Origin of the sequence: Arthrobacter sp. ISL-65 (assembly GCF_018613795.1) — a bacterium.
In the GTDB taxonomy this organism is placed as follows: Bacteria; Actinomycetota; Actinomycetes; order Actinomycetales; family Micrococcaceae; genus Arthrobacter.
This window is the reverse complement of the sequence record NZ_JAGGPN010000022.1, coordinates 50,104-75,448: the sequence shown is the minus strand read 5'-3', so window position 1 is coordinate 75,448 and position 25,345 is coordinate 50,104. Positions and strand designations below refer to the sequence as shown.

20 protein-coding genes are annotated in these 25,345 nt (G+C 68.3%); 7 read left to right on the top strand and 13 right to left on the bottom strand.

Going from position 1 to position 25,345, the window contains the following annotated elements; all coding sequences use genetic code 11:
* Position 1: 1 nt before the first annotated feature.
* Together J7I85_RS10715 and J7I85_RS10710 are read right to left on the bottom strand one after the other, a co-directional pair.
* Positions 2-1,033, bottom strand: a complete 1,032-nt coding sequence (locus J7I85_RS10715) for a glycosyltransferase family 4 protein (protein ID WP_214851576.1) — start codon at positions 1,031-1,033, stop codon at positions 2-4.
* Between the two features lie 88 nt (positions 1,034-1,121).
* A complete protein-coding gene (locus J7I85_RS10710; protein ID WP_214851574.1) occupies positions 1,122-3,251 on the bottom strand; it encodes a glycogen debranching N-terminal domain-containing protein in 2,130 nt (709 codons plus the stop codon).
* Positions 3,252-3,492: 241 nt separating this feature from the next.
* Here J7I85_RS10710 and J7I85_RS10705 point away from each other — a divergent pair, with 241 nt between their 5' ends.
* Positions 3,493-5,673, top strand: coding sequence for an elongation factor G-like protein EF-G2 (locus J7I85_RS10705; RefSeq protein ID WP_214851572.1), 2,181 nt, complete (start codon positions 3,493-3,495; stop codon positions 5,671-5,673).
* Between the two features lie 5 nt (positions 5,674-5,678).
* Here the strand turns inward: J7I85_RS10705 and J7I85_RS10700 are convergent, their stop codons facing one another.
* Entirely contained in the window at positions 5,679-6,365 is a 687-nt protein-coding gene (locus J7I85_RS10700; RefSeq protein ID WP_214851565.1) for an alpha/beta family hydrolase, read from the bottom strand.
* Positions 6,366-6,540: 175 nt separating this feature from the next.
* On the opposite strand from J7I85_RS10700, the gene J7I85_RS10695 reads away from it, so the two are divergent.
* Positions 6,541-6,696, top strand: coding sequence for a hypothetical protein (locus J7I85_RS10695; RefSeq protein ID WP_214851556.1), 156 nt, complete (start codon positions 6,541-6,543; stop codon positions 6,694-6,696).
* The gene (locus J7I85_RS10690) at positions 6,693-6,848 is read left to right on the top strand and encodes a hypothetical protein (protein WP_214851554.1); all 156 of its coding nucleotides are present in this window, start codon (positions 6,693-6,695) and stop codon (positions 6,846-6,848) included. The genes J7I85_RS10695 and J7I85_RS10690 overlap by 4 nt, the downstream gene beginning before the upstream one ends.
* Before the next feature lie 10 nt (positions 6,849-6,858).
* Here J7I85_RS10690 and J7I85_RS10685 read toward each other — a convergent pair whose 3' ends face one another.
* Positions 6,859-8,832 (bottom strand): alpha-amylase family protein, encoded by a 1,974-nt coding sequence (locus J7I85_RS10685; RefSeq protein WP_214851552.1) that lies wholly within the window; start codon positions 8,830-8,832, stop codon positions 6,859-6,861.
* A 212-nt stretch (positions 8,833-9,044) separates the two neighbouring features.
* Between J7I85_RS10685 and ligD the strand changes: the two genes are divergently transcribed.
* Complete coding sequence (gene ligD / locus J7I85_RS10680) at positions 9,045-10,067, top strand: non-homologous end-joining DNA ligase (RefSeq protein WP_214851549.1); 1,023 nt, start codon at positions 9,045-9,047, stop codon at positions 10,065-10,067.
* Between the two features lie 44 nt (positions 10,068-10,111).
* On the opposite strand, the gene J7I85_RS10675 is transcribed toward ligD, so the two are convergent.
* Both J7I85_RS10675 and J7I85_RS10670 read right to left on the bottom strand, forming a co-directional pair.
* Positions 10,112-10,732, bottom strand: coding sequence for an L-threonylcarbamoyladenylate synthase (locus tag J7I85_RS10675; RefSeq protein WP_214851547.1), 621 nt, complete (start codon positions 10,730-10,732; stop codon positions 10,112-10,114).
* An 82-nt stretch (positions 10,733-10,814) separates the two neighbouring features.
* Positions 10,815-12,791, bottom strand: coding sequence for an amino acid transporter (locus J7I85_RS10670; RefSeq protein ID WP_214851534.1), 1,977 nt, complete (start codon positions 12,789-12,791; stop codon positions 10,815-10,817).
* A gap of 222 nt (positions 12,792-13,013) precedes the next feature.
* On the opposite strand from J7I85_RS10670, the gene J7I85_RS10665 reads away from it, so the two are divergent.
* From J7I85_RS10665 to J7I85_RS10655, 3 genes are all read left to right on the top strand, one after another.
* Positions 13,014-14,954 (top strand): ATP-binding protein, encoded by a 1,941-nt coding sequence (locus J7I85_RS10665; RefSeq protein WP_214851532.1) that lies wholly within the window; start codon positions 13,014-13,016, stop codon positions 14,952-14,954.
* Positions 14,951-15,625 (top strand): response regulator, encoded by a 675-nt coding sequence (locus tag J7I85_RS10660; RefSeq protein WP_214851521.1) that lies wholly within the window; start codon positions 14,951-14,953, stop codon positions 15,623-15,625. Before J7I85_RS10665 ends, J7I85_RS10660 begins: the two co-directional genes overlap by 4 nt.
* Before the next feature lie 107 nt (positions 15,626-15,732).
* Complete coding sequence (locus J7I85_RS10655) at positions 15,733-16,164, top strand: VOC family protein (protein ID WP_214851520.1); 432 nt, start codon at positions 15,733-15,735, stop codon at positions 16,162-16,164.
* Here the strand turns inward: J7I85_RS10655 and J7I85_RS10650 are convergent.
* From J7I85_RS10650 to J7I85_RS25725, 7 genes are all read right to left on the bottom strand, one after another.
* Positions 16,133-17,233 (bottom strand): class I SAM-dependent methyltransferase, encoded by a 1,101-nt coding sequence (locus J7I85_RS10650; RefSeq protein WP_214851518.1) that lies wholly within the window; start codon positions 17,231-17,233, stop codon positions 16,133-16,135. The two genes, J7I85_RS10655 and J7I85_RS10650, sit on opposite strands and share 32 nt — an antisense overlap.
* A 143-nt stretch (positions 17,234-17,376) precedes the next feature.
* Positions 17,377-19,017 carry a helix-turn-helix transcriptional regulator gene (locus tag J7I85_RS10645; RefSeq protein WP_214851516.1) on the bottom strand — a complete coding sequence of 547 codons (1,641 nt, stop codon included), beginning with the start codon at positions 19,015-19,017 and terminating at the stop codon, positions 17,377-17,379.
* A gap of 95 nt (positions 19,018-19,112) precedes the next feature.
* Positions 19,113-21,548 carry a phosphoketolase gene (locus J7I85_RS10640; protein WP_214851514.1) on the bottom strand — a complete coding sequence of 812 codons (2,436 nt, stop codon included), beginning with the start codon at positions 21,546-21,548 and terminating at the stop codon, positions 19,113-19,115.
* Between the two features lie 68 nt (positions 21,549-21,616).
* On the bottom strand, positions 21,617-22,381 hold the full coding sequence (locus tag J7I85_RS10635) for a maleylpyruvate isomerase family mycothiol-dependent enzyme (protein ID WP_214851512.1): 765 nt from the start codon (positions 22,379-22,381) through the stop codon (positions 21,617-21,619).
* Positions 22,381-23,217, bottom strand: a complete 837-nt coding sequence (locus J7I85_RS10630; protein WP_214851510.1) for a fumarylacetoacetate hydrolase family protein — start codon at positions 23,215-23,217, stop codon at positions 22,381-22,383. Before J7I85_RS10630 ends, J7I85_RS10635 begins: the two co-directional genes overlap by 1 nt.
* The gene (locus tag J7I85_RS10625) at positions 23,214-24,347 is read right to left on the bottom strand and encodes a cupin domain-containing protein (RefSeq protein ID WP_214851508.1); all 1,134 of its coding nucleotides are present in this window, start codon (positions 24,345-24,347) and stop codon (positions 23,214-23,216) included. The genes J7I85_RS10630 and J7I85_RS10625 overlap by 4 nt, the downstream gene beginning before the upstream one ends.
* 132 nt (positions 24,348-24,479) lie before the next feature.
* Positions 24,480-25,301: an IclR family transcriptional regulator gene (locus J7I85_RS25725; RefSeq protein ID WP_214851500.1), complete on the bottom strand. Its 822-nt coding sequence runs from the start codon at positions 25,299-25,301 to the stop codon at positions 24,480-24,482.
* Positions 25,302-25,345: the final 44 nt, after the last annotated feature.

The window sequence follows — 25,345 nt, the reverse complement described above, 5'->3', positions numbered from 1 at the left end:
CTTACCGGGCGGAGGTCACACCGGTCAGCCGTGCGTAGAGGGCCAGATGGTCGTCCACCATGCGCTCGGTGCTGAAACGCTCTTCGGCCTGGGTCCGGACCGTCCTGCGGTCCAGGTCCGCCGCGCGCACCACGAGGCGGGCCAGGTCCTCCGGAGCCTCAGCCAGGTAGCCACTGACGCCGTCGTCAACAATCTCGGGCGCCGAGCCCATCGGTGTGGCCACGACCGGTGTGCCGGTGGCCATCGCCTCGATCATCACCAGCCCGAACGGTTCCATCCACTGGATGGGATTGAGCAGGGCGATGGCTTCCCCGAGCAGTTTGTATTTCTCCGCGCCGCCCACCTCGCCCAGGAACTCCACGTCCGGGCCCTCCAGCGGCTCCACCACGTCGTGGTAGTACTGCACTTCGGCCGGTTCCCGCATCTTCGCGGCGATCCGGAGCGGAATTCCGGCGAGTTGGGCCACCCTGATGGCCTCGACGACGCCTTTGTCGGGGCACATCCGGCCAAGGAAACACGCGTAGCCGCCCTGCCCGTGCCCCACCGGAACGGCGGCCACCTCCATGCCATGGGGGATGATGGCCGCGACCCGGTCTGCCAGCGCGCTGCTGACCTGGCTCTTGGAGATGGCGATCAGGGTTGTGTCCCGGGCTGCTGCGCCATAGACGGCGGCGAAGGAGGGACTCAGGTCGCTGTGGATTGTGGTCACCACCGGCAGCCCCTCGGGACGGCCGCGGTAGAGCGGGCCGGCAAGGGTGTGGTCATGGACCAGATCCACCATGCCGTCCATCCCGGCATACGCGCTGATGACGTGGCTGAGTTCCGAGGAGGTGAATCCAACGAGGTCGGGTTCGGAGGAACGCATCCCGGGGAGCCGATCCACCGGGCAGGTGCTGTCCGCGGCGGCGGCAAGCAACACCTCATGGCCCGCCCGCGTGAAGCCTCTGGCCAGGGCGTCGACCACCAGTTCGATGCCTCCGTACCCAGCCGGGGGAATCGGATACCAAGGCCCCGCAATCAAACCGATACGCATCCGCAGCTCCCTTGTCCGGATGTACTGTGACCGTCTAACTACTGAGACCATTCAGTTGTGGGCGCACCGGAGTACGGTGCCGTGTTCCTTAAGGTGCCATCAGCCGCTCCAGCGGCGGCCGCGGTTCGTGCAGAACTGTCACGCCTAGCGGCAGGCCGTCAATTGACCCCTCGCTGCCGGTGGCGCTCAAGGTGATCCGGGAATGATCCATCTGCACGTTGTCGGCGCGGAAGCTGCCGAACTCCGCCGGTAGCACTGGCGCCAGGCAGACCTCCTCCCGGGGAAGGAGGGGATCAAAACGCAGGAGGGTACGCATCAGGTGCACCGGCGCCGCCGATGCCCAGGCCTGCGGCGAGCACGACGTGGGGAAGGGGACGGGGTCCGGGAAATCGTCCCGGGAGAAACCGCAGAAGAGTTCCGGAAGCCGCCCGTCGAACTGTTCGGCCGCGTCGAACAGGCCCTTGGCGATTTGCGTGGCCTCCTCGACGAACCCGTACCGCATCAGTCCGGCGGCCACCAGCGCTGTGTCGTGGGGCCAGACCGAACCGTTGTGGTAGCTGACGGGGTTGTAGGCGCCCATGTCCGAGGCGAGCGTACGGATTCCCCAGCCCGTGAACATCTCCGGGGACATGAGCCGCTTGGCCACCAGGGGCGCCTTGTCGGCGTCGACGATGCCCACCCAGAGGCAATGGCCCATGTTGGAGGTGCAGGCATCCACCGGGCGTTTGTCCTTATCCAGTGCCACTGCGAAGTATTCCTGCTCGGGGAGCCAGAACTTCTCGTTGAACTCAACCTTGATATCGGCGGCCCGGCGGTTCCATGTGGCCGCGGTCTCCTCGTCACCCAGTTGCTGGGCCAGCAGCGCGCGCCCGAGGTAGGCGCTGTAGACGTAGCCCTGCACCTCACACAGCGCGATGGGGGCCTCCGCCATCCTGCCGTCGGCGAAGTTGATGCCGTCCCAGGAGTCCTTCCAGCCCTGGTTCAGCAGGCCGTGCTCGTTGGCGCGCTGGTACTCCACGAAGCCGTCGCCGTCGCGGTCCCCGTAGTGCTCCACCCATTCCAGGGCCCGGTCCGCATGCGGCAGGAGCGAATCCAGGAGGTCGCCCGCCAGCCCCCAGCGCCCCAGCTCCGCCAGCAGCGTCACGAACAGGGGTGTAGCATCCGCGGTGCCGTAGTACGCCTGACTACCGCCGAGCGCCAGTCCGGCGGTGACGCCCAGCCGCACCTCGTGCAGGATCCTCCCGGGTTCCTCCTCGGTGTCCGGGTCAACCTTCTCGCCCTGCAGCGAGGCCAGGGTCTGGAGGGTCCCCACCGCCAGCTTTGGATCCACGGGCAGCGCCATGTAGGAGGACAGGATGGAGTCCCTGCCGAAGAGGGCCATGAACCACGGGGCGCCTGCGGCCACTGCTGCCCGCTCCGGGTGGTCCGGGTCGAAGATGCGCAATGCGCCCAGGTCCTCCTGGCTCCGGGTGAGGACCTTCTCCACATTTTTATCCGTCACCGTGAGCCGGGGGACATGTTCCTCCCACTCGGCGTACCGCTGCGCGCCCACGTGCGGAGCAGCCTCGTGCGTGAAGGGCTGCTCCGGTCCGGTGCCGTCAACCAGCGGGGTGGTGAAGACGCTGGCGGTCCATGAACCGCGGGGGGCCAGTTCGGCATCGAACGCCAGGGCATCCTCGGTGACGGTGGCACCGTGGGCGCTGATGACCACGCCGCGGTGGATTCCGTTGCGCATGGCGTCAATCTGGAGGGCGTCGGCCCGGACCTGTCGGCTGTGCTCGGAGGACGGCACCACCTTTCCGCCCTTGACATCGAACAGGTCGCTCAGGTCCGCGTCCACCCTGATTTGGATCCGGCAGGTCCGCGGTTGTTCCGAGTAGTTGTGGACTCTGATGTCGTCACGCAGACCGGGCCCGACCTGGCGGCTGTGCTCCACCACCAGCGGGCTCTCCACCGCCCCGTTGGCGCCGCGGGGCCTGCCGACGAACACCGCCCGGTAGGGTTCCCGGGTCTGGCCGGACAGCGGTTCCAGCGGAACGCCGTCGACCGTCAGCTGCCAGCGCGACAGAATCCGGGTGTCCTGGTAGAAAGCGCCCTGCGGCTGGCCGGGAAACACGTCCCCGCTCTCGGCGGAGATGCAGAAGGAGGAACCTTCCACAACGGTCACCGCCGTCAGTCCGGACGATCCTGCACCGATATCTTCATTCCACGCACTCATCGACCGCTCCCTGGCGACTAGTCGGATGGCATGGGCCGGCCGTGCGGCCACGTTATCCATCGTCCCCCTACCGGCATGACGCCGCAACGGTTATTACCTACCGCCGGTGCCGGCTCCGGAGAGCCGCGCCGCCGGACTGGCGTTGAGGGGCCGGGACCCCTTGCTGATCAGCAGCTTTAGGTGTCGAATCTTCTTACTAAGGCCGCTTGGCGGCTCACGACTAGCACGCCGGGAGATGGTCATGTCGGTAAAGGGCACTAATGGCCGCGGCAAGGGCCCGGGCCGCGGCAGTTCCGATCTCCGGCGGGCGGACGCGTCGGCCGGAGCGCCGGTGGACAAGCCGGAGGGCATCCGCAACGTCGCGCTTGTTGGACACTCCGGGGCCGGCAAAACCATGCTGCTTGAGGCCCTGCTCGCCGCCGCCGGGACCATCCCGCGGATGGGTTCCATCGTTGACGGCAACACGGTCAGCGATGCGGAACCGTCCGAGATCCACCAGCAGCGCTCCGTGGTACTTTCGGTGGCACCGCTGATTTACGACGGCGTCAAGGTGAACCTGCTGGACACACCCGGCTACGGCGACTTCACCGGCGAGCTGCGGGCGGGGCTGCGCGCTGCGGACGCGGCGCTGTTCGTGGTGTCGGCCGTGGACGGCGTCGACTCCGCCACCACCGCACTGTGGGCGGAGTGCGCCCAGCTGGACACGCCCCGGGCGGTGGTGATCAGCCGGCTGGACCACCCGCGTGCGAATTTCGACGCCGTCCTGGCCGCCTGCCAGCGCGCCTTTGGCCAGTCGGTGGTGCCCGCCTACCTGCCGGTCCCCGGGGACGGCGGCGCCGCGGGACTGCTGGGGCTGCTGTCCGGGCAGATCTCGGAGTACGACGGCGAGTCCCCGGCGCCCGCGGTCCGGGAGGCCACTGCGGATGAGCTCGCAGCGGTGGAATCCGAGCGCGGCACGCTGATCGAGGGCATCATCTCCGAGAGCGAGGACGAGTCACTCATGGACCGCTACCTCGGCGGTGAGGATATCGACGTCGACGTCCTGGTGGGCGACCTCGAGACCGCAGTCTCGCGCGGATCGTTCTTTCCCGTCCTGGCTGCCTCGGCAGAAACGGGTCTGGGGGTCGCCGAGCTGCTGGACATGCTGACCCGGGCGTTCCCGACACCGTTGGAGGGCGCCGTGCCGGATGTGACGGACCTTGCAGGGGAACCGGCGGGGCCGCTGTCCTGCGATCCCGCCGGGCCGCTGGCCGGTGAGGTGGTGCGCACCACCATGGACCCGTTCCTGGGGCGGGTCTGCCTGGTGCGCGTCTTTTCCGGCACGCTGCGCGAGGACTCGGCCGTGCATGTCAGTGGCCGCGGCCTGGCCGAACGCGGCCATGAGGACCACGACAGCGACGAGCGCCTCACCCACCTCTACTCCCCAATGGGGGCAAGCCTGCGGCCCGTGCCGTACAGCGTGGCCGGCGACATCTGCGCCATCACCAAACTGGGCAGCGCCGAGACCGGCGATACCGTGTCCGCGAAGGACGCCCCGCTGCTGATCACCGCCTGGGACATGCCGGAACCGCTCATGCCGGTGGCCGTCGAGGCCGCCACCCGCAGCGACGAGGACGCCCTCGCCAAGAGTCTGGGCAAGGTGGCCGCCGGCGACCCGACGCTCCGGGTGGAACGCAACTCTGAAACCCACCAACTGATCCTGTGGTGCATGGGTGAGGCCCACGGCGAGGTGGTCCTGGACCGGCTGCGGGACCAGGGCGTGAAGCTGCAGACCGTGCCCGTGGTGACACCGCTGCGGGAGACCTTCGCCGCGCCCGCCGCCGGGCACGGGCGCTACGTCAAGCAGTCCGGCGGCCACGGCCAGTACGCCATCTGCGACATCGAGGTGGAGGCGCTCGAACGCGGGGCCGGCTTCGAGTTCGTGGACAAGACCGTGGGCGGGGTGGTGCCGAACCAGTTCATTGGCTCGGTGGAGAAGGGTGTGCGGGCACAGATGCAGAAGGGTGTCTCGGCCGGCTTCCCGGTGGTGGATATCCGGGTGACCCTCGTGGGCGGCAAGGCCCACAGCGTTGACTCCTCGGACGCCGCCTTCCAGTCCGCCGGCGCGCTGGCCCTGCGTGAGGCCGCAGCCGCCGGCCGCATCCAGCTACTGGAGCCGGTATCCTCCGTCACCATCAGCATCCCGGATGAGTACGTGGGCGCCGTCATGAGCGACCTCTCGTCACGCCGTGGCCGGCTCACGGGCACGACGTCGTCCGGCGGGGACGCCACGGAAGTCACCGCCGAGGTCCCGGACGGGGAGCTCCTCCGGTATGCGGTCCAGCTGCGGGCGCTGACCGCCGGCACGGGCCGGTTCCGCCGCAGCTACCTGCGGCACGAACCCATCCCGGGCAACGTGGCGCCGGCGGCGGCGCACGCCTGAAATCCCTAGCCGGCGGGGCTGTTGGCGCGCAGAAATGCTGCGACCGGCGCCGCCAGCGAGGCACCGATATCTTCGGCGGTGCGCTTGTTGCCGGCAACCGCGAACGAGTGGTCGCCGCCCTCGCACCAGTGCAGCGTGGCGGTTGGTCCAATCCGTGAGACCACTCCCTCCAGCAGCTCCCGGGTGGCGAAAGTGTCACGTGTTCCCTGGAGGAAAAGCATGGGGGTTTCCAGCCTGTAGAGGTGCTCGTCGCGGAGCTTCTCCGGCTTGCCCGGCGGGTGCAGCGGGTAGCCGAGGTAGATAAGGCCGGCGGCCTGCATGCCTTCGGCCACCGCCATGGAGGCCATCCTGCCGCCGAACGACTTTCCGGCCGCCCACACCGGCTCGGCTTCCCCGGCGGACTCCGACCGGGCCGCCGCTTCGGCCATCGCCGCCCGCCAGGTGGCAATCGCTGCCGGCGGCCGGTCGGGGAACTTCCGGCCCGCCTCGCGGTAGGGGAAGTTGAAGCGCAAGGTGGCCACGCCGTCGTCGTTCAATGCGCCCGTGAACCCGCGCATGAACGGATGCTCCATGCCCGCGCCGGCGCCGTGGGCCAGCACCAGCGTTGCGAACGGGTTGGCCGGCCGCGCGTAGGCGCCGGAGACGTGGCCGTCGCCGACGGCAATGGTGATGGGCGAGTCAGCGGTGGGCATGAGTCCATCATGCCTGATCCGGGCTGACGGGTTCGGACGCAAAGCCGGGATGCCGGCGTCGTAATGCACAGCCCGGGCACAGACAGGTGAAAGTCTCCAGCCAGCTCCGGGCCGGACAGTTAATGCAGAAGCCGGATTCACCGGACACAGCCCATCACCCGCAGGAGGAACCACCATGATGGTCTACAGACCGATTGCAGCCCTGACCATCGGCAGCGGGAGGCTCGGCGCAGCCCTTGTTGCGATGGTCGTGGTGGCGTTCTGCGGCACGGCGGCCTTCAGCCTGGACGAAGCCGGCGGGAGCTCACAGGCACACCAGGCGGCGCGATGACGGTCCTGGCCTCAACCTCCAACGACGCCGCAGGCCTCGACGGGATCGCCGTCTGGGTCGTCAACCTGATGGAGTTAGCCGGGTGCGCCGTTCTGGCCAGTCTGTTCGTCGCAGGAAAGCTCAGGAAGGCGCGCAACAAAGTGGATGCCTAGCTGTTTTGACCTAGCCGACGGTTGCCCGGCCCGCCGGGACCACCCTGAGCCAGGCGTAATCCTGCGGCCGCAGCACCAGCCCCTCGTCGATCCTTACCGACTCCTCGGAAAACAGGTCCAAAGCTTCTGCCGCGAACCCGGACAGCGTGTCCCCTGACACCACCTGCGGCCCGTCACTGAAGTTGGCCAGGGCCAGCACCACCGTTCCCTCGCCGGGCCGCTGATACCCGAGCACTGCTGCGTTGTTCGTGGTGAACGGCACCAGGCGGGTGCCGGCCAGTTCTGGGGTCGCCGCGCGGACCTCCGCCAGCCGCCGCAGCCCCGCAAAAACTGCACCTTCTGGCGTCGCCGGGTCCAGGCGCCTCGCGTAGCGTTCGGCGGGGAACTGCGGCCGGTGCACCCACCGGCTGTCCGCCTCGTGGCCGTCCTCCCGGGAGTACTCGTAGTCATTGAGCTGCCCCACCTCGTCGCCCAGGTAGAGCAGCGGGATGCCGCCGGTGCTGAAGGCTACCGAGTGGGCCAGCAGGACGCGGCGGATGGCCTCAGCCGAACCGTCCTCCAGGCCGCACAACGACGCCGTGGTACCGGAGATGCGGCAGTCGCCTGTCCGCGGGTTGTCCTGGAACGGCACGCCGTGGGCGAAGCTGCCCGGGAACCGGTTGACGTAGAACGAGTTCAGGAACCGGCGGTGTTCGAACCCGTTGATGCCGAACTCGGCGGCGTCCTCGTCGGCAAACGTCCAGCCGATGTCGTCGTGGCTCCGCACGTAGTTCACCCAGGAGGTTCCCGGCGCGATCTTGTGCCGCCGCTCAAGGGCCTGGGCCAGCAGCGATACGTTGCGCGTGGCCAGGGCTTCCCAGGTCAGCGCCATCTGCAGCGGGTTGTAGGAGAGCTGGCATTCGGCCGGATCGATGTATAGGGCCACCTCATCCGGGTGCACGATCGCCTCGGACTTGAACAGCAGCGACGGCGCCGCCAGCCGGCAGACGGCGTTGAAGGCCTGCAGTAGGGTGTGCGCCTCGGGCAGGCTCTCGCACGGTGTCCCCAGCTGCTTCCAGATGAAGGCCACCGCGTCCATTCGCAGGATGTCCACTCCGAGGTTGGCCAGGAACAGCATTTCTCCGGCCATGGCCCGGAACACTTCGGGGTTGGAGTAGTTCAGGTCCCACTGGAACGTGTGGAAGGTGGCCCAGACCCACCGGCCGTCCGGCAGTTGCACGAAGGAGCCGGGGTGGTCCTCCGGGAAGATTTCGCGCGCGTTCTGTTCGAACGCGTCCGGCATGCCGCGGTCCGGGAAGATCCAGTAGTAGTCGCTGTAGCGCGGATCGCCCGCGGCGGCCCGCTGCGCCCACTCGTGCTCGTTGGAGGTGTGGTTGAAGATGAAGTCGACCACCAGGCTGATGCCGTTGGCCCGCAGCTCGGCGGCGAGCGCGCGCAGCTGGTCCATGGTGCCGAGCTTCGGGTTGACCTCGCGGTAGCTGGACACGGCATAGCCGCCGTCGGACAGGGGCTCAGGGGCCAGGAACAGCGGCATCAGGTGCAGGTAGGTGAGGCCGAGTTCCTTGAAATAGGGGATGCGGGCGCGGACCCCCTCCAGGTCTGCCGCATACCGGTCCACGTAGCAGACGCCGCCGAGCATGCGGTTGGACTGGAACCATTCGGTATGGCCTCCGCGGCCGGCGTCCAGCTTTTTCAGGTCGGCGGGCCGCTCCTGCCAGGAACGCGCGATCTCCAGCGCCAGGGCAGTCAGCTGTTCCTCAATGTCAGGCCGTGATCCGTACAGCGAACGGAACAGCCTCGACAGATCGGGGAAGTGGCGCTCGAAGCGCTGCTCCAGCGCGGTCCAGTCCCGGCTGCCCGGCTCCAGGCCAGCCTGCGCGGCCACCCTGCTGAGCAGGCGGCGGTTGCCTGACTGGGATGCCCCTGAAGGCTGGGACTCACCGGACTCCTCGGCAGCCTGGTCCAGACTCGGGGATTCAACCATGGAACGGGTCTCCTTCGAGGATGCTCTGCGCCTGGCGGCGCCCGGTGTGTTTCATCCTTACAGATGGCCCCGCCGGTGCCCAGAGAGCGGGCAGATGTTTCTCAGTGCCCGACGGCGGGACTCGCCTGAGGGATACGACCGCCTTCGATCGTGGCAGGAATCGCGGCGGGCGGACTGCTGACGCCGCGGGCCGCGCGGGGTAGGTTGTCCCCATGGCCAGTGAACAGACCACCATCAGTGTCGACGGGCCCGACGGCCCCCGGGAAATGCGCGTCTCCAGTCCAAGCCGGGTGCTGTGGCCCGAACTGGGACTGACCAAGCTGGACCTGGCGCGCTACTTCGTGGACGTGGGGGAGGCCTTCATCCGGGCGAACGGCGACCGGCCGGTGGCACTGCAGCGGTTTTCAGACACCGTGGACGGCGAGCAGTTCTTCTCCAAGAACCCCCCGAAGGGTACGCCGGACTTCATCCGCACGGTCAAGGTCACCTTTCCCAGCGCGCGCTCGCATCCCATGCTGGTCCTGGACGAGCCGGCCGCCGCTGTCTGGGCCGCACAGATGAACACCGTGGTTTTTCACCCCTGGCCGTCGCGTGCCGACAACTCGGACAATCCCGACCAGCTGCGCATCGATCTGGATCCCCAGCCGGGTACCGACTACGACGATGCCATCCCCGCCGCCCTGGAACTGCGGAAGGTACTCGGCGAGGCGGGCCTCGACGCCTTCCTGAAAACCTCTGGCAACCGTGGGCTGCACGTCTATGCTCCCATTGAGCCGACCCGCGAGTTCCTGGACGTCCGCCACGCTGTAATCGCTGCCGCCAGGGAGGTCGAGCGGCGCATGCCGGACAAGGTCACCACGAACTGGTGGAAGGAGGAACGCGGCGAGCGCATCTTCGTTGACTTCAACCAGGCCAACCGCGACCGCACCATCGCCGGCGCGTACAGCCCGCGGGCCCTCCCGCACGCTTCCGTGTCCTGCCCCATCACCTGGGACGAGCTGGCGGACGTCAGGCCCAAGGACTTCACCATCCTCACCGTCCCGGACAGGCTGAAAACGGTGGGGGACCCGTGGGCTGACATGCATGCGAAGCCGGGGACCATCGACACGCTGCTGGAGTGGTGGGAGCGCGACGTCAAGGACGGGCTGGGTGAGCTGCCGTTCCCGCCGGACTACCCCAAGATGCCGGGCGAACCACCCCGCGTCCAGCCCAGCAGGGCGAAGAAGCCGGAGTAGCCCGCGCCGCCCGCCCGGGGCCACGCGGCTACGCCAACCCGCCCCTACTCAAACCTGGAAGGGTCGCCCGTGCCGCGGCGCACCACCTCAGCGGTGCCGCCGGAGAAGTCGACGACGGTGGTCGGCTCGGAGCCGCAGTCGCCGGCCTCGACCACGGCGTCCACCACATGGTCAAGCCGTTCCTTGATTTCCCAGCCCTGGGTCAGCGGGTCCTCCTCGTCCGGCAGCAGCAGCGTGCTGGACAGCAGCGGCTCGCCGAGTTCGGCCAGCAGCGCCTGCACGAAGTTGTGCCGCGGGATGCGCACACCCACGGTCTTCTTCTTGGGGTGCAACAGCCGGCGCGGGACCTCCTTGGTGGCCGGCAGGATGAAGGTGTAGCTGCCCGGAGTGACGGACTTGATGCTGCGGAACACGTCGTTGCCGATGTTCACGAACTGCCCCAGCTGCGCGAAGTCCTGGCACACCAGCGTGAAATGGTGCTTGCTGTCCAGTTGGCGGATGGAACGGATGCGGTCCAACGCCTCCTTGTTCCCCAGCTGGGCGCCGAGGGCGTAGCAGGAGTCCGTGGGGTAGGCGATCAGCCCGCCCGATCGCAGGAGCTGCACGATCTGCGAGATCGCGCGGGGCTGGGGATCCTCGGGGTGGACATCAAAGAATTTCGCCATGCGCTGAGCCTACGGCCCGGCGTCCGTCCGCGCACGCAACACGCAACGCGCCGCGCATGTTCACCGGGGTCCGGGGAAGTGCTCACCCCACATGCACCCACGGACGCTTGGTGACATCCGGCTCGGCTTCCCGCAGCACCTCCCGGGTGACCGGGGCGATCTCGCCCTCGCCGAGGAACAGGAAGCGCAACAGGTTCACCACCGGATTGCCCTCGGTCCAGCGGAAATAGATGTGCGGCATGAGCCCGGTGACGTCCCGGATGTGCAGGAGCACGGAGGCGATGGTGTTCGGCACCACGGGCCCGTGCACCTCCAGCACCCGGTACCCGTGCCGCACCACGCCGTGTACCTGCAGTTCGGTCTCGAAGTCGGACGAGTCGTCCACGATCACCTCCAGGAACAGCGCCTCGTAATGGACCGGCAGGTGGCTGACCTCGATGGCGGATGTCAGTTTTTGCCGGTACGCCTCCGCGGTCAGCCTGCGCGGTTCGTGCGCAATGATGCCGATGGGGCCGCTCTCGTCCTCGGCGACGAATTCCAGGGCCGTCCGGTCGAGGCGGACGTGGGTGGCGTGCAGCTCGAAGGACCGCCCGATCCTGGACAGCAGCGAAATGACGATGATGCCGGTGATGAAGAACGCGGCAATGCGGATGCCCTCGGGCCGCTCAACAATGTTTGCGACCATCGTGTAGATGAACACGAAGGCGATCAGCCCAAAGCCCGCGGTGCGTTTCCGCTGCCGGTGACGCCGGGCGGACAGTGCGACGGCGACCGCGGCGGAGGTCATCAGCACCAGCACGCCGGTGGCGTACGCACCGCCCTGGGCGTCGACGTCGGCCCTAAAAAGAATGGTGACCAGGAAGGCAATGCAGGCAAAGACCAGCACCAGCGGCCGGACGGCCTTGGCCCACTCCGGTGCCATCCCGTACCGGGGAAGGTACCTCGGCACCAGGTTCAGCAGCCCGGCCATCGCCGACGCCCCGGCGAACCACAGGATGGCGATGGTGCTGAGGTCGTAGACGGTGCCGAACCCGTTTCCCAGGTATTCATGGGCCAGGAAGGCAAGGGCGCGGCCGTTGGCCTGGCCGCCAGGCTCGAATTCGGCTGCCGGGATGAGGATCACCGTGGTGAGGCTGCTGGCAATGAGGAACGCGCTCATGATCAGCGCGGCGGTGGTCAGCATGCGGCGGGTCCCTTCGACGCGGCCCGCCGGGTTCTCCTCCGTGTCCGTGTCCCGGCCGCGGACCTGCGGCATGACGGCCACGCCTGTTTCGAAGCCGGACAGGCCCAGCGCCAATTTGGGGAACACCAGCAGGGCTATGGCGACGGCGAGCGCAGGGTTTCCGTGAGATGTCCCCAGCGCCTGCCACCAGTCGCCGACGGCGGTTGGGTGCCCCAGCGTTTCGGCGGCGGCCCTCGCCACCACCACGACGTTCAGCGCCAGATAGACCGCCACCAGGACGACGGCGATCCCGATCGCCTCCTTGAATCCGCGCAGGAAGACGGCAGCAAGCAAGGCCAGGAGAACGAGGGTCACCGTCACCTCCTGCCCCTGCAGCCACGCCGGGGCAAACGGGTTCTGGATGAGGTGTGCCGTGGCGTCCGCGGCGGAGAGGGTCATGGTAATCATAAAGTCCGTTGCCGCGAAGCCGAGCAGCACCAGGACGAACAGCTTGCCGCCCCAGCGGGGGAGCAGCCGCTCCAGCATGGCGATGGAGCCCTCCCCGTGGGAGCTTTCGCCTGCCACCCGGCGGTACACCGGCAGCGCCCCGAACAGCGTGACGGCCACGAGGACCAGCGTGGCCAGCGGGGAAATGACGCCGGCCGCGAGCGCGGCGATGGCGGGCTGGTAGCCCAGGGTGGAGAAGTAGTCCACGCCGGTCAAACACATGACCTGCCACCACGCATGCTTCCGCTCGTGCGCCAGGGTCCGCCCGCCCGGCCCTTGATGGGAACCCTTGCTGTCCTGAAGGCCGAGCAGCAGCCAGCTGTGCAGCCGCTGCCTGCGGGTGTGGCGCAGCTCCGAGGGGTCCGCCGGCGGGCGGCTCATGGTTGTCATGGTGCCTTCCATCTGTGCTGGTGCCCCGCGACCGCGCTATGTGACTGCCGCCGCGGCCAGTTACTGCCGCCGCGGCATTTTCGTGCGGGCACAGCCGAACGTAGCACCGCGCCGGAGCGCCGGAACCGCCCGCAGCGGAATCTTGACGGATCCTTAACGCCGGTCTGAGGCACCCCACCGCGCGTGCCGCCCGGGCCGGCGGACTGGTGGAAGAATGGCGTCATGGCAGGGGAACGGATCGTCATTGGCTTGTCGGGAGGCCTTGAGGGGGAGATCCTGATCCGCCGTGCCGTCAAAGTCCTGGACGGCGCCGGTGGCGGTGAGCTGCTCGCCGTGCACATCCGTTCCGCGGAGGGCGCGTCGCGCGAATCCACCAGCGCCCTGGAATCGCAGCGCCGTCTGGTGGTGGAGCTGGGCGGAAGCTACCACACCGTCGCCGCCCATGACCCCGTCGAAGCACTCCTGGGGTTCGCGTCCCATGTGGGCGCAACCAGGCTGGTCATCGGCCAGTCGCGCGCGCACCCTCTGACCAGGCTCCTGTCGGGCGGCACAGAGACGCGGATCATCCGCCGTGCCGGCGACCTTGACGTGCAGGTGGTGCCGCATCCCCTGGCCGGGCGCGGCACGGGCCGGCGTCGGCAGCGGGACCTTGGCCGCGTGCGCGTCGCCGTCGGCTTCGTACTGGCGGCCGCCGTCCCCATCCTGATGCAGCTGGCGCTCGCCGTCATCGAGCACAGCGTGGCCACCGCCGTCCTGGTCCAGCTGGCCGGGGCCGTGGCCGTGGCGCTCGTGGGCGGGCTCTGGCCTGCCGTCGCCGGTGCACTCTGGAGCAGCCAGCTGGTCAACTACTTCTCGACGCCGCCGGTGGGTGAGCTGGCCATCGGCGATCCGCAGGACCTGCTTTCCCTCGGCGTTTTCGTCGGCGTCTCGGTGGCCGTGGCCGGCGTCGTGGACAGGTCCGCACGCCGTTCCAAGGAGGCCGCCCGCGCGCGCGCCGAGGCGGCCACGCTCGGTGAGCTGGCCCGCGGCGCCACCCGCGCGGAAGATACGGTGGGCAGCCTGCTGGCACAGGCGCTGGACGTCTTCGGGGTACGCGGCGCGGCTCTCTTCAGCGGGTCCGCCTTCGAACCCGCATCCGGCGCCGATCCCGGCGCGCGGCTGCTCGCGAGTGCGGGCGAGCTGACGGAGCATGAACGGGAAGGCACGGAATTCGCCGGGCACACCGTGGAACCGGTCGACGACGGCACCTGGCTGGTGCTGTTCGGCAGGACCGTGCCGGCTGCCGACAGCAGCCTGCTGGGCGCCTTCGCCGCGCACGTGCTGGCCCAGCTGGAGCGCCAGCAGCTGGCCGCCAGCCGCCTCGAGGTGCTGCGGCTTGCCGAGGGAAACACCATGCGCACCGCCATCCTGCGTGCCGTCTCCCACGACCTCCGCACGCCGCTCGCCGGAATCAAGCTCGCCGTCGGCGGCCTCCTGCAGACCGCCGTCACGTATCCCCCCGAGGAGAAACAGGAGCTGTTGGAAACCATCGACGAATGCTCGGACCGGCTGGACGCCCTGGTGGGCAACCTCCTCGACATGTCCAGGATCACCGCCGACTCAGTCCGTCCCCTGCTGAAGCCCGTTCGGTGGCTCGATGTTGTGCCTCCCGCGCTGCGTGGCCTTCCGGCGGGGAGTGTGCGAGTGGAACTGCCGCCGAACCTTCCCGCCGTCGACGCCGACGCAGTCCTGCTGGAGCGCGTCATCGCCAATATCGCGGAAAACGCGGTCAAGTACGCCCCGGCCTCTGACGTAAAAGTGACGGCGGCGACGGGCGGGCTCAGCGGCACCGTCCTTAACGGGCACCCGGCAGGTGAACTGAGGATCATCGACCACGGACGCGGTGTGCCGGGCCGGAACGTGCCCGCGATGTTCCGGCCGTTCCAGCGACTGGACGATGTGTCCCAGTCGAGCGGCGTGGGCCTTGGACTGGCGGTCGCAAGGGGGTTCGTCTCGGCCATGGGCGGCAGCCTGGCGGCAGAGGAGACGCCCGGCGGGGGGCTCACCATGGTCATCCGGCTTCCCCTGTCAACGGGACATGACACAACCATTGCCGACGGCGGGGCATCCGCCGTCGCTCCTGGCGTTTCACCTGCCGTATCTCCACAGGAGACTGCCCAGTGACGGGCGTCCTCGTTGTGGATGATGACCAGCATCTGCTGAAGGCGCTGCGGATCACGTTGCAGGCGCACGGCTACGCCGTGGAGACGGCCGCGGACGGCGAGGCCGCGCTGATTGCTGCCTCGCGCAATCCGCCCGGGCTTGTTGTCCTGGACCTGGGACTGCCGGACATGGACGGTGCGGCGGTCCTCAGGGAACTCCGCCGCTGGAGCTCCGCCCCGGTTCTGGTGCTCTCGGCCCGGCACGGTTCATCGGACAAAGTGGACGCCCTCGACGCCGGCGCGGACGATTACATCACCAAGCCCTTCGGGCTGGAGGAACTCCTGGCCCGGCTTCGCGCGCTCCTGCGCCGCGCGCCGGAAACCGCCGAGCCGTCCACCGTGGACACCGCGGAGTTCAGTGTTGACCTGGGGCGGCGGATGGTCACCCGGAATGGTGAGCCTGTCCGGCTCACTCCCACGGAGTGGAGCATCCTTGAACTGCTGGTGCGGAACCCGGGGAAGCTCATCACCCAGCAACAGATCCTGGCCACCGTCTGGGGGCCAGCCTATGAGAAGGAAGCCAACTACCTGCGGGTGTACATGGCCCAGCTCCGGCGCAAGCTGGAGGCGGACACAGGCAACCCGCGCCATCTGCTGACCGAGGCCGGCATCGGTTACCGCTTCCGGCCCTGACCGCCGCCGCCGAACCCCTATGAAGGGGAGCCGGATTCGGGCAACATGTGTAGTGCCGGGCGTCGCGCACATAAGGCGCCACACGCATAGCCGAAGGAGAACCGACCGTGTCCACCCTGCTCAACCCGTACATCAGCTTCCGTGACAACGCCCGCGACGCCATGACCTTTTACCAGTCAGTGTTCGGCGGCGACCTGGCGCTCAGCACCTTCGGGGAGTTCCACGCGAGCGAAGACCCGGCCGAGGCTGACAAGATCATGCACGGGATGCTGACCGCCGAGAAGGGGCTTGTGCTCATGGGGGCCGACACCCCCAACTCCATGGACTACTCGCCGGGCAACAACATTTCCGTGTCGCTCAGCGGGGACGACGAGGCCGAACTGCGCGGCTACTACGACAAGCTGTCCGGCGACGGCGGCACCGTCACCGTCCCGATGGAGAAGGCTCCGTGGGGCGACATCTTCGGCATGTGCACCGACAAGTTCGGCATCGCATGGCTGGTGAACGTCAACGGGGCCGCGGCAGCTCCTGCTTCCTAGCGACGAAGTACGCATTGAAGGGATCCTCGTCCAATTCCTTGACGTCAACCTGTTCGAAGCCGGCCTCCCGCACCATGGACTCGGCCAGCTGGACACCCCACACCGTGCCCAGTGCATCGCCGTCCTGGGCGAGCGACACCGACATGCAGTGCGTGGTGGAGATGGCGTAGAGGAACGTCGCCCATGGCAGGTTGAGGTTTTCCTCGAGTTTGCTGGACGCCTTCATGTCCACCATCAGGAACGTTCCGCCGGGCCGCAGGGCCTGGTGAATGTTCCGCAGGACGGTGGCCGGGTGTGCCTGGTCGTGGATGGCATCGAAGACGGTGATCAGGTCCAACTCTTCGTCGATGTCCAGGCCGGCGGCGTCGCGCTGGACGAAACGCACGTTGGTGAGGCCAAGGCGTTCAGCCTCGGCCCGGCCGGCGGTCAGGGCTTCCTCGAGGAAGTCATAACCGGTGAACCTGCTGGCCGGGAAAGCTGCTGCCATCAGGTTCACCGCGTGCCCGGCGCCGCAGCCGATATCTGCGACGTCGATGCCCGTCCGCAGCGCGTCCACGCGTCCGCAGAGCGGAAGGATGGCGTCGATGAGGGACGCGTCGTGCACGGAGCCGCTGTCCGCTGCCTGGATCTCCACGAAGCCCGGGTAGTCGGCGTAGTCCAGGCCGCCACCGGTCCGGAACTTGCCGGCGATCTTGCCCGCCACTTCTCCCATCAGCGTGATGTACATCAGCGTTCGGGCCAGGTTGTCCACCCCGGGGCCGGTGACGGACGGGGCGATGTCGGGGCGCAGCAGGTAGGTCCGTGCCGCGGGGTTGTAGTCGACGAACCTGGCGGTGGCCATCCCGCCCAGCCATTCGCGGACGTAGCGTTCATTGAGCCCCGCGGCGTCGGCGATCTGCTCGCTGGTGGCGGCCGGCAGGTCCGCCATCGCCTCGAAGAGGCCGGTCTGGTAGCCGATGCTGGCCAGGATGGCCGCGGAACTGTCGTTGAGGATCCCCACCAGCCTCCCGGCAGCAGCCTCGACGGCTGCCTCGGGGGCGGCGACTGCCTGGCTTTGGAAGGTGCTCATTGTTTGTGCCTTTCGGTAAGTGCGGACCTTTTTGGGGACTGCGGACCGCTACTTCCGAAGGTAGGCCCGCGGAGGACCGCCCCGCGTCGGGCGGACGATACATCTTTTCCGCGCGGGGATGGGGCAGATGATGTATGCGCCGCTTAGGATCCGGGGCGGCCGTGCTCATGCGCCCACGCCGCGGCGCCGGTGCGCGAGGAGACGCCGATCTTGCCGAAGATGTTGGCCAGGTGGCGGCCCACGGTTTTTTCGCTGATGACCAGGGCATCGGCCACCTGGCGGTTGCTCGCGCCGCCGCTGACCAGCGCCAGGATTTCGGCCTCGCGGGCGGTGAGCCCGCCCGGCGCAGACTCATGATTCCGTTGCAGGTAAGCCTGGATCCGCTGGAGGTCGGGCTCAGCGCCAAGCTGCCGGTAGATGGCCGCCGCTGTGGCCAGGTCCGCCTCGGCTGCTTCCGGATTGCCTAGTGACCTCCGGCAGGACGATTCCAGTTCATGGATGACAGCCGTGCTGTAGCGGGCCCGCTGGTCGCGGTAGATCCGGCCTGCCGCTTCGAAGGCGGCCAGGGCTTCCGCTGTCTGGCCCGCTCCCAGCAGGACAACACCCCGGGCCTGAGCTGCCCACGCCCGCAGTCCAGGGGAGGAATAGCGGGCCGCCGTCTGCTCCAACTCGGCGCAGCATGTTGTGGCGAGGTCCTCCTGCCCGGACGCCGCTGCCAGCTCGGTGGCGGCAAGCAGCAGCCGGGCTTTATCGAGCGGTCCGCTTACGGCCAGGGCCACCCGCAGCTGCTCCAGCGCCAGGCCGCGCTCACCGGCGGCGAGGTGCAGCCGGGCCTCACCCGGTTGAGGTTCGACGCCGACGTCCCGCGCCCGGGCGTATGCATCGAGGGCGCCGGCCGGGTCGCCCCGCAGACGGCGGATCTCGCCGAGCTCGTAGTAGCCGGCGCCAGCCATCCAGCCGTGGGCCTGGGCCAGCCTGTCACTGAGGGGCAAGAGTTCCTGCTCCGCGGCATCCCAGTTGCCCTCTGCACTAAGGAGTTGGAGCTCGTGGACCCGGGTCACATCGGCGTAGACGAATGTGCGGGATTGTCCCGCGGTCCACCGCTCCATGGCCGTGGTCCAGGACCGCATCCGGGAAAAGTCGCCCAGCACGTGGCAGAGATGGGTCACCGTGCAGTAGATGTCGCCGGCCCACTCCTGCGGAACCTCACCGGCGAGGACAGGAAGCATGGCCTCGTCGAGGTCTCCGAATCCTGCCTCGGTCTGTCCCTCCCGGACCAGCGCCAGGCCGAACAAGACTCTGGCAAAGCACGCCAGTGCCGGATCCCCGAAGCGGTCGGCGAGGGCTTCGACCGTTGCCGCAGCCGTCCGGGCGGGTGCCGGATCGCCCTCGACGTCCATGGTCATGCCCGCCTCGAGGTAGAGCAAATAGCCGCTGGGCGGGCCTTCCGGGAGCCCCTCCAGCATGCGCCGTGCGCGGTTCAGCCATCCGGAAGCCACGGCGAGGTCGCCCCGGGTGCCCCAGCGGAGGGACAGGTTGAGCGCGGCCATCGCGGCACCGGTCCGGTCCCCGTCGCCCGCCAGCCGGCGGTACAGTTCTTCGGCCGTGGCCAGCGCCCCGGATGTGTCGCCCAGCCACCAGGCCGAACTCGCCAGCGCATCGAGGTCCGGCGCGTCAAGCGGCGCCTGCAGTCGCGCGGCGCCGAAGCCGCGCCGTGCGCCGGCCCAGTCCCGGCGGTCATAAGCTTCGCGGGCATTCAGGATCAATTGGTCGAGTTCAGGCATGCGATCTTCCCCGATGATGCATCCAGACTACTGCCGTGCCCTGATGCTGGAAACCGCGGGGATGGCTGCGTGGACGGGGCTCAAAACCTGGCCGTTCAGGAACCAGGCGGCGACCATACCCACTCGCGGATGCCGGGCAGGTCCTCGAAGTGCTCGCGGATGTAGGCGGCGTGGGCGTCCAGCTGCCCGTGGCAGTGCTCGGCCAGGGACTCCGCGCCGTCGAACTGCCGCGGCATCCGGCGGAGTGCCTCCAGCGCCAGGTGGTAACGGCTCATCCGGTTGACCACCACCATGTCGAACGGCGTGGTGGTGGTGCCCTGCTGGCTGTAGCCGCGAACGTGGAACCGGTCCGGGTTCGGCCGGCCGTGCAGGAGCTGGTGGAAGGAGCGGGCGTAGCCGTGCCATGCCACCACCACCTCGCAGGTGTCCGTGAACAGCGAAGTGAACGTCCCGTCGTCGAGCCCGTGCGGGTGCACGTCGCGCGGCGGAAGAACCATGGCGTCCATGACGTTCACCACGCGCACGGTGGCATCGGGAACGTGGCGCTGCAGCAGCCAGGCAGCCGCAAGTGCCTCCTCGGTGGGGACGTCGCCGGCGCAGGCGAGGACGACGTCCGGTTCTGTGCTGCTGCCGTCCTCGTTGCCGGCCCACTCCCAGCGGGAGGCTCCGGCTTCTGCATGCGCGCGGGCTTCCGCCAGGGTCAGGTACTGGGGGTGGGACTGCTTGTCGACGACGACAAGGTTCACGTAGTCCTTGCTGAGCAGGGCGTGTTCTGCAGCCGCCAGCAGCGTGTTGGTGTCCGGCGGCAGGTAGATTCTCGTCACCTCGCCGGAAAGGGACAGCACGGTGTCGATCAGGCCCGGGCCCTGGTGGCTGAAACCGTTGTGATCGTTGCGCCAGCAGGTGGAGGTCAGCAGGATGTTCAGGCTGGGCACCGGCGAGCGCCATTCCAGATCCCGGGCGTGCTGCAGCCACTTGGCGTGCTGGACGGTCATGGAGGCGCTGACCATGGCGAAGGCCTCGTAGCTGGCGAAGAACCCGTGCCGTCCGGTCAGCAGGTAGCCTTCCAGCCAGCCCTGGCACAGGTGCTCGGAGAGCACCTCCATGACGCGGCCGTCCGCCGACACATGGTCGTCCCCGCCGGTATCCCCGCCGCTCCCGTAGGTCCCCGCCAGCATGAGGCAGCGGTCGGTGGCCTCGAACACGGCGCCCAGCCTGTTGCTGTTGGTTTCATCCGGGCAGAACAGCCGGAACCGCGGGTTGTCCTCCGTTCCGGTGTAGAGGTCGCGGAACAGCTCGCCCAGCGCCTTGGTGGTTTCGATGCTGGTCGCACCGGGCTGGCCGGGGTCGACGGCGTACTGCTCGAGGTCCGGAATGTCCAGCGGGACGGACGGCTGGCCGTTGGCCCACGGCGCAGCCCCCATCCGGAGCCTGCCTTCGGGCGCCAAAGCGGCCAGTTCGGGCAGGAGCCGGCCGTCGTCGTCGAACAGGGACTCGGGCTGGTAGGAGCGCATCCATTGCTCCAGAAGCGCCAGGTGCTCCGGATTGTCCCTGACACCGGACAGGGGAACCTGGTGCGCACGGAACGTGCCTTCCACCGGACTGCCGTCCACGGACCCCGGTCCGGTCCAGCCCTTGGGGGTCCGCAGGATGATCGCCGGCCAGCGCGCCGCCGTCGTGCGAGTACTGCCGGAGCCGGAAGCGCCGGAACCGGCGCCCCGGGCGGCCTGCTGGATGTCCCGGATGGTGCCATACGCCTGGTCCAGGGCGGCGGCCAGGGCCCGGTGGACCTTCTCGGGCTGGTCGCCGGACACCGTCACGGGTTCCCACCCGTTGGCGCTTAGCAGTGCCTCGACGTCCGCGTCGGGGCGGCGTCCCAGGACTGTAGGCCCGGAAATTTTGGCCCCGTTCAGGTGCAGGATGGGCAGGACTGCGCCGTCCCGCGCCGCGTTGAGGAAGAACGGCGCCGTCCAGGAGGCGGCGAGCGGTCCGGTCTCGGCCTCGCCGTCGCCCACCACGCAGGCGGCGATCAGGCCCGGGTTGTCCATCACCGCGCCGGTGGCGTGCATCAGCGAGTAGCCCAGCTCGCCGCCTTCGTGGATGGACCCGGGAGTGGCGGGACCCACGTGGCTGCCCACACCGCCCGGCGTCGAAAACTGCCGTGCCAGCCGGCGCAGCCCGGCGGCGTCGCGGCTGATCTCAGGGTAGATCTCGGAGTAGCTGCCCTCGAGATAGACGTTCGCCACCACCGAAGGTCCGCCGTGGCCCGGGCCGGCAATGAAGAGGACCTCGGCAGATGTATTCCTGATCAGCCGGTTCAGGTGGGCGTAGATCAGCGATAGCCCGGGCCCGGTGCCCCAGTGCCCCAGCAGCCTCGGCTTGATGTGCTCCGGCCGCAGCGGCTCCCGCAGCAGTGCATTGTCCTGGAGGTAGATCTGGGCCACCGTCAGGTAGTTCGCCGCGTTCCAGTAGCGGTGGAGGAGGTCCAGTTCGTCGTCCGAAATTGCCCCGTTTGCCCCGGCCATGCCCATGGATTGCCTTCCGTCGGATCCCGCTCCAGCGCTGACGGGCACAGTCTACCCCGGCGTTTTGGCCGCCCTCAGATCCACTTCGGGGCAGGAGGAACGTCGGACAGAACGTCTGCCCCGCGGGCCGCGGTGACGCCGGAGCAGCCCGCTTCGGCTGTCCGTCCGGCGGCCCAGGCAGCCACGCCGGCGAGCGGGCCGCCGACAGTGACGGGATCCTCCGCAGCAATATCGCCAAACACCAGGTCCGTGCCCGTCACCCTGACCGCCAGCCCGGCATCTGTGCCGCGGGTGTGCCAGGCCGAGGTGATGTCCCGCAGCAGCCGTTCCAGGACGGGCGCGGGGATGTCGGCGAAGCTGGCACCGTTTCCGAGGTCGACGGCGTGGATCCAGACTTCGCGGGTGCGCATCCAGACGGTTTCGGAGGCCGGGACGGTGCGGCCCTGGATGGTCTTGACTTCGTTGGCCCAGTCCCGGTCCGGCAGGTCGCGCCATTCGACGCTGAGGTGCACGGCGGAGTGGTCGAAGAGGTTCCGCAATGCGATCGGGGACAGGGTGGCGCCGAAGTTGATTTCGTGGTCCCGAACCGCCACCGAGGGGTACATGGGCGTTTCGACCCCGGTGGCCGCCCACTCCACCAGCCGGGCGATGGCCCGTGCGTTGTAGCCGACGTGGGCCACGACGTGCCGGCGCGTCCAGTCCGGAAGGAGGGAGCCGCCGTCGAGCTCGCCGTCGCTGAGTTCGTTAAGTTTGCGGGCGAAGAATGCAGTGCCCCGCCGGGCCTGCAGGAGTTCTTCCTGCAGGCCCGGGTCGGTGGCGAGGTCGTGGCGGGTTGCCATCAGGCTTCCTTGACCACGCGGTTGCTCAGCCGGCCTAAACCTTCGATGGTGGTGACCAAGACCTGGCCTTCCTGCAGGTAGCGCTTGGGGTCCTGCGCGTGGCCCACACCGCCGGGGGTGCCGGTGGCGATCACGTCTCCGGGGTTCAGCGTGATGATGGTGGAGATGTAGGAGACCAGGAATTCGGGCGTGAACACGAGGTCGCCGGTGGGGGTGCTCTGCTGGATCTCGCCGTCCACGGCCGAGGTCATCAGCGGCCCGGCGCTGAACTCGTCCTGAGTGACCAGGGCGGGGCCGAATGGGGTGGATTTTTCCCAGGTCTTGCCCTGTAGCCACTGGATGGTGCGGAACTGGTAGTCGCGCATGCTGACGTCGTTCAGGACGGAGTAGCCGGCGATGTGGCTCGCGGCGTCTGCTTCGCTGATCCGCCGGCCCTTCTTGCCGATGACGACGGCGAGTTCGGCTTCCCAGTCCACGGTGTCGGATTCCTGCGGCAGCGCAAGGTCATCATTCGGGCCGATCAGGGATTCGGTGTACTTGGCGAACAGGGTGGGGTGCTCCGGGATTTCCCGGCCCATCTCCTTGATGTGGTTGCGGTAGTTGTGGCCCACGCAGATGATTTTCCCCGGGGAGGGCACGACGGCGGCGAGGTCGGCGCCGTCGAGCGCGTGGGTTGCGCCGTTGGCCGCCCGAGCCGTGGTCTCCCAGTCTTCGCTGCGGAGGAGTTCGCCGACGTCGGTGAAGCCGTCGATCTCGATCAGGGTCTCGCCGTCCTGGCGGACAGCCACGGTTTCTGTTTTTTCCCCATTGGAGAGGCGGAGGGTGAGGAGTCTCATGCGTTCTTGCGTCCTTCGGTGTAAGTGCGGTTGAAGTTCAGGCGTTCGAAAATGGGGGCGTCGCTGAAGCGGAACAGATCGAATTCTGTTTCCGCCTGCAGGGACCACTCGGTCCAGGACGGGACCACGAACAGGTCGCCCTTGGCGAGTTCCTTGCGTTCGCCGTTGAGCAGCACGCTGCCGGTGCCTTCGAAGACCTGCCACACGCTGGAGCCGACCTCGCGGACGGCTTCGGTAGTGGCGCCGGCGCGGAGCCGGTGGAACTCGGCGCGGATGGTGGGCATCACGTCCCCGCCGGTGGTGGGGTTGGTGTAGCGGATCGCGGCGTGGCCCTGGCTGACGGTGGCCGGGTGGCCCTCATCCTCCAACAGCAGCTGCTCGCGCAGTGCCCGGTCGGTGTGTTCCCACCGGTAAGCGGCGATGGGGGAGTTGGTGGTGTTGTCCAAGCCGGAGAGCGGGCGCAGCCCGGGGTGGGCCCAGAGCCGCTCGGAGCGGGAGATGTCCGGGGTGGCCTCGTCGGTGACACGCTCGGTTCCGAATTCGAAGAACCCGGCGTCGGCGTAGTGCACGAACGGGATGTCCAGGCCGTCGATCCACGCCATCGGCTGGTCGGTGTCGTTGTGGTGGCCGTGGAAGTTCCAGCCGGGCGTCAGCAGGAAGTCACCGCGGCGCATCGCCACCGGGTCCCCGTTCACTACGGTCCAGACGCCTTCGCCTTCGACGACGAACCGGAAGGCGTTCTGCGAGTGGCGGTGCTCCGGTGCGGTCTCGCGGGCACCCAGGTACTGGATGGCCGCCCAGAGCGTCGGTGTCGCATAGGGCGTGCCACCCAGCCCCGGGTTGGCGAGGGCTATGGCCCGCCGCTCACCGCCCCGCCCTACGGGAACCAGGTCACCGGCGCGGGCAGCCAAGGGGTAGAGGTCGTCCCAGCGCCACACATGGGGCCGGGCTTTGGGCGAAGGAACCATCGGCATCAGGTCACCGATCTCGGTCCAGAGCGGGATGAGGTTCTCCTGCTCGAAGTCGCGGTACAGCTGCTCCAGTTGCACGGCCTCCTCCGGTGTCGGTTCCGGGGCCTCATGGGCGGCGGCCACTGATTCATGGGTCGTGTTCTCGGCGCTGATGGTCACGCGGGCCTCCTCGATAGGTCAGAACAGTTCGTTGGCGTAGTTCGACCCTACGGATGGAGCTATGTGATCCCCAGCATATTCTGCTGGTCAGAATTGTTAGTGTGGGACGACTGGGTCCGGACTTCCGGGGCCTCAGTCCGGCTCGGCCGGATTGGCCGCGATATCGATCTCCAGCTGCCGGCAGGTTTCCCGCAGGGCGGGCACGAGTCCGGCGTCGAACAACCTGCGGAACCGCGTCGCGGGAGTGGCGACGCTGAGCGCTCCGACCACCTGGCCGTGCCGGTTGTGCAGGGCGATGCCGAGGGCGCTCACGCCCTCCTCCGTGCCCTCAAAGTTAGCCGCGAAACCGTTGCTGCGGATGGATTCAAGCTCGCGCAGGAACACCGGGTAGTCCGCCGCGGGAATCGTGTCCCCGCCAATTTCGGCATTGTTGCTGCGGAAGAGCTGTTCGATCATCGGGGTTTCAAGTTCGGCGAGCATGGCTTTGCCTCCGGAGGTCTTATTGGCCGGCATCACCGTCCCCTGCCGGTCACCAACCCGCAACACGTTGTTTCCCTCCACCGTGGCCAGGAACCGCACCTTCGTGCCCACCCGGACCATGAGGTTGACGGTCTCGTTGAGTTGCGCGGACAGCAGCTCCATGTGCGGCTGGGCGAGCCCGCGGAGCAGCCTGGTCCAGCTCAGCCCGGCAGGCCCGACCCCCATTGCAGGACCCGGCACGTAGCGGCGGTTTTCATCCTGCACGGCGAACCCCCGGTAGACCAGCATCGCCAGGAGCCGGTGGGCAGTGGACGGGGCCACCCCCAGCTCCCCGGCTGCGTCCTTGAGCCTCAGCGCGCCACCGTCCCGGAGCAGCTGCAGGAGTTGCAGCGCGTTGTCCACTGCCTCGATGGAATAGGTGGGCCGCTTCTGCACCGGCTTCCGGGACGAATGGGATGATGAGATGTTCTGCACATCAGAATTCTATGGCGGCTGCCCTGCCATGGCGCTGACAGTAG

What these genes read in the sequence shown, in the direction of transcription:
- J7I85_RS10715 (WP_214851576.1), bottom strand. Translation starts at nt 1,033, where the DNA reads ATGCGTATCGGTTTGATTGCGGGGCCTTGGTATCCGATTCCCCCGGCT.
- J7I85_RS10710 (WP_214851574.1), bottom strand. Translation starts at nt 3,251, where the DNA reads ATGAGTGCGTGGAATGAAGATATCGGTGCAGGATCGTCCGGACTGACG.
- J7I85_RS10705 (WP_214851572.1), top strand. Translation starts at nt 3,493, where the DNA reads ATGTCGGTAAAGGGCACTAATGGCCGCGGCAAGGGCCCGGGCCGCGGC.
- J7I85_RS10700 (WP_214851565.1), bottom strand. Translation starts at nt 6,365, where the DNA reads ATGCCCACCGCTGACTCGCCCATCACCATTGCCGTCGGCGACGGCCAC.
- J7I85_RS10695 (WP_214851556.1), top strand. Translation starts at nt 6,541, where the DNA reads ATGATGGTCTACAGACCGATTGCAGCCCTGACCATCGGCAGCGGGAGG.
- J7I85_RS10690 (WP_214851554.1), top strand. Translation starts at nt 6,693, where the DNA reads ATGACGGTCCTGGCCTCAACCTCCAACGACGCCGCAGGCCTCGACGGG.
- J7I85_RS10685 (WP_214851552.1), bottom strand. Translation starts at nt 8,832, where the DNA reads ATGGTTGAATCCCCGAGTCTGGACCAGGCTGCCGAGGAGTCCGGTGAG.
- ligD (WP_214851549.1), top strand. Translation starts at nt 9,045, where the DNA reads ATGGCCAGTGAACAGACCACCATCAGTGTCGACGGGCCCGACGGCCCC.
- J7I85_RS10675 (WP_214851547.1), bottom strand. Translation starts at nt 10,732, where the DNA reads ATGGCGAAATTCTTTGATGTCCACCCCGAGGATCCCCAGCCCCGCGCG.
- J7I85_RS10670 (WP_214851534.1), bottom strand. Translation starts at nt 12,791, where the DNA reads ATGACAACCATGAGCCGCCCGCCGGCGGACCCCTCGGAGCTGCGCCAC.
- J7I85_RS10665 (WP_214851532.1), top strand. Translation starts at nt 13,014, where the DNA reads ATGGCAGGGGAACGGATCGTCATTGGCTTGTCGGGAGGCCTTGAGGGG.
- J7I85_RS10650 (WP_214851518.1), bottom strand. Translation starts at nt 17,233, where the DNA reads ATGAGCACCTTCCAAAGCCAGGCAGTCGCCGCCCCCGAGGCAGCCGTC.
- J7I85_RS10645 (WP_214851516.1), bottom strand. Translation starts at nt 19,017, where the DNA reads ATGCCTGAACTCGACCAATTGATCCTGAATGCCCGCGAAGCTTATGAC.
- J7I85_RS10640 (WP_214851514.1), bottom strand. Translation starts at nt 21,548, where the DNA reads ATGGGCATGGCCGGGGCAAACGGGGCAATTTCGGACGACGAACTGGAC.
- J7I85_RS10635 (WP_214851512.1), bottom strand. Translation starts at nt 22,381, where the DNA reads ATGGCAACCCGCCACGACCTCGCCACCGACCCGGGCCTGCAGGAAGAA.
- J7I85_RS10630 (WP_214851510.1), bottom strand. Translation starts at nt 23,217, where the DNA reads ATGAGACTCCTCACCCTCCGCCTCTCCAATGGGGAAAAAACAGAAACC.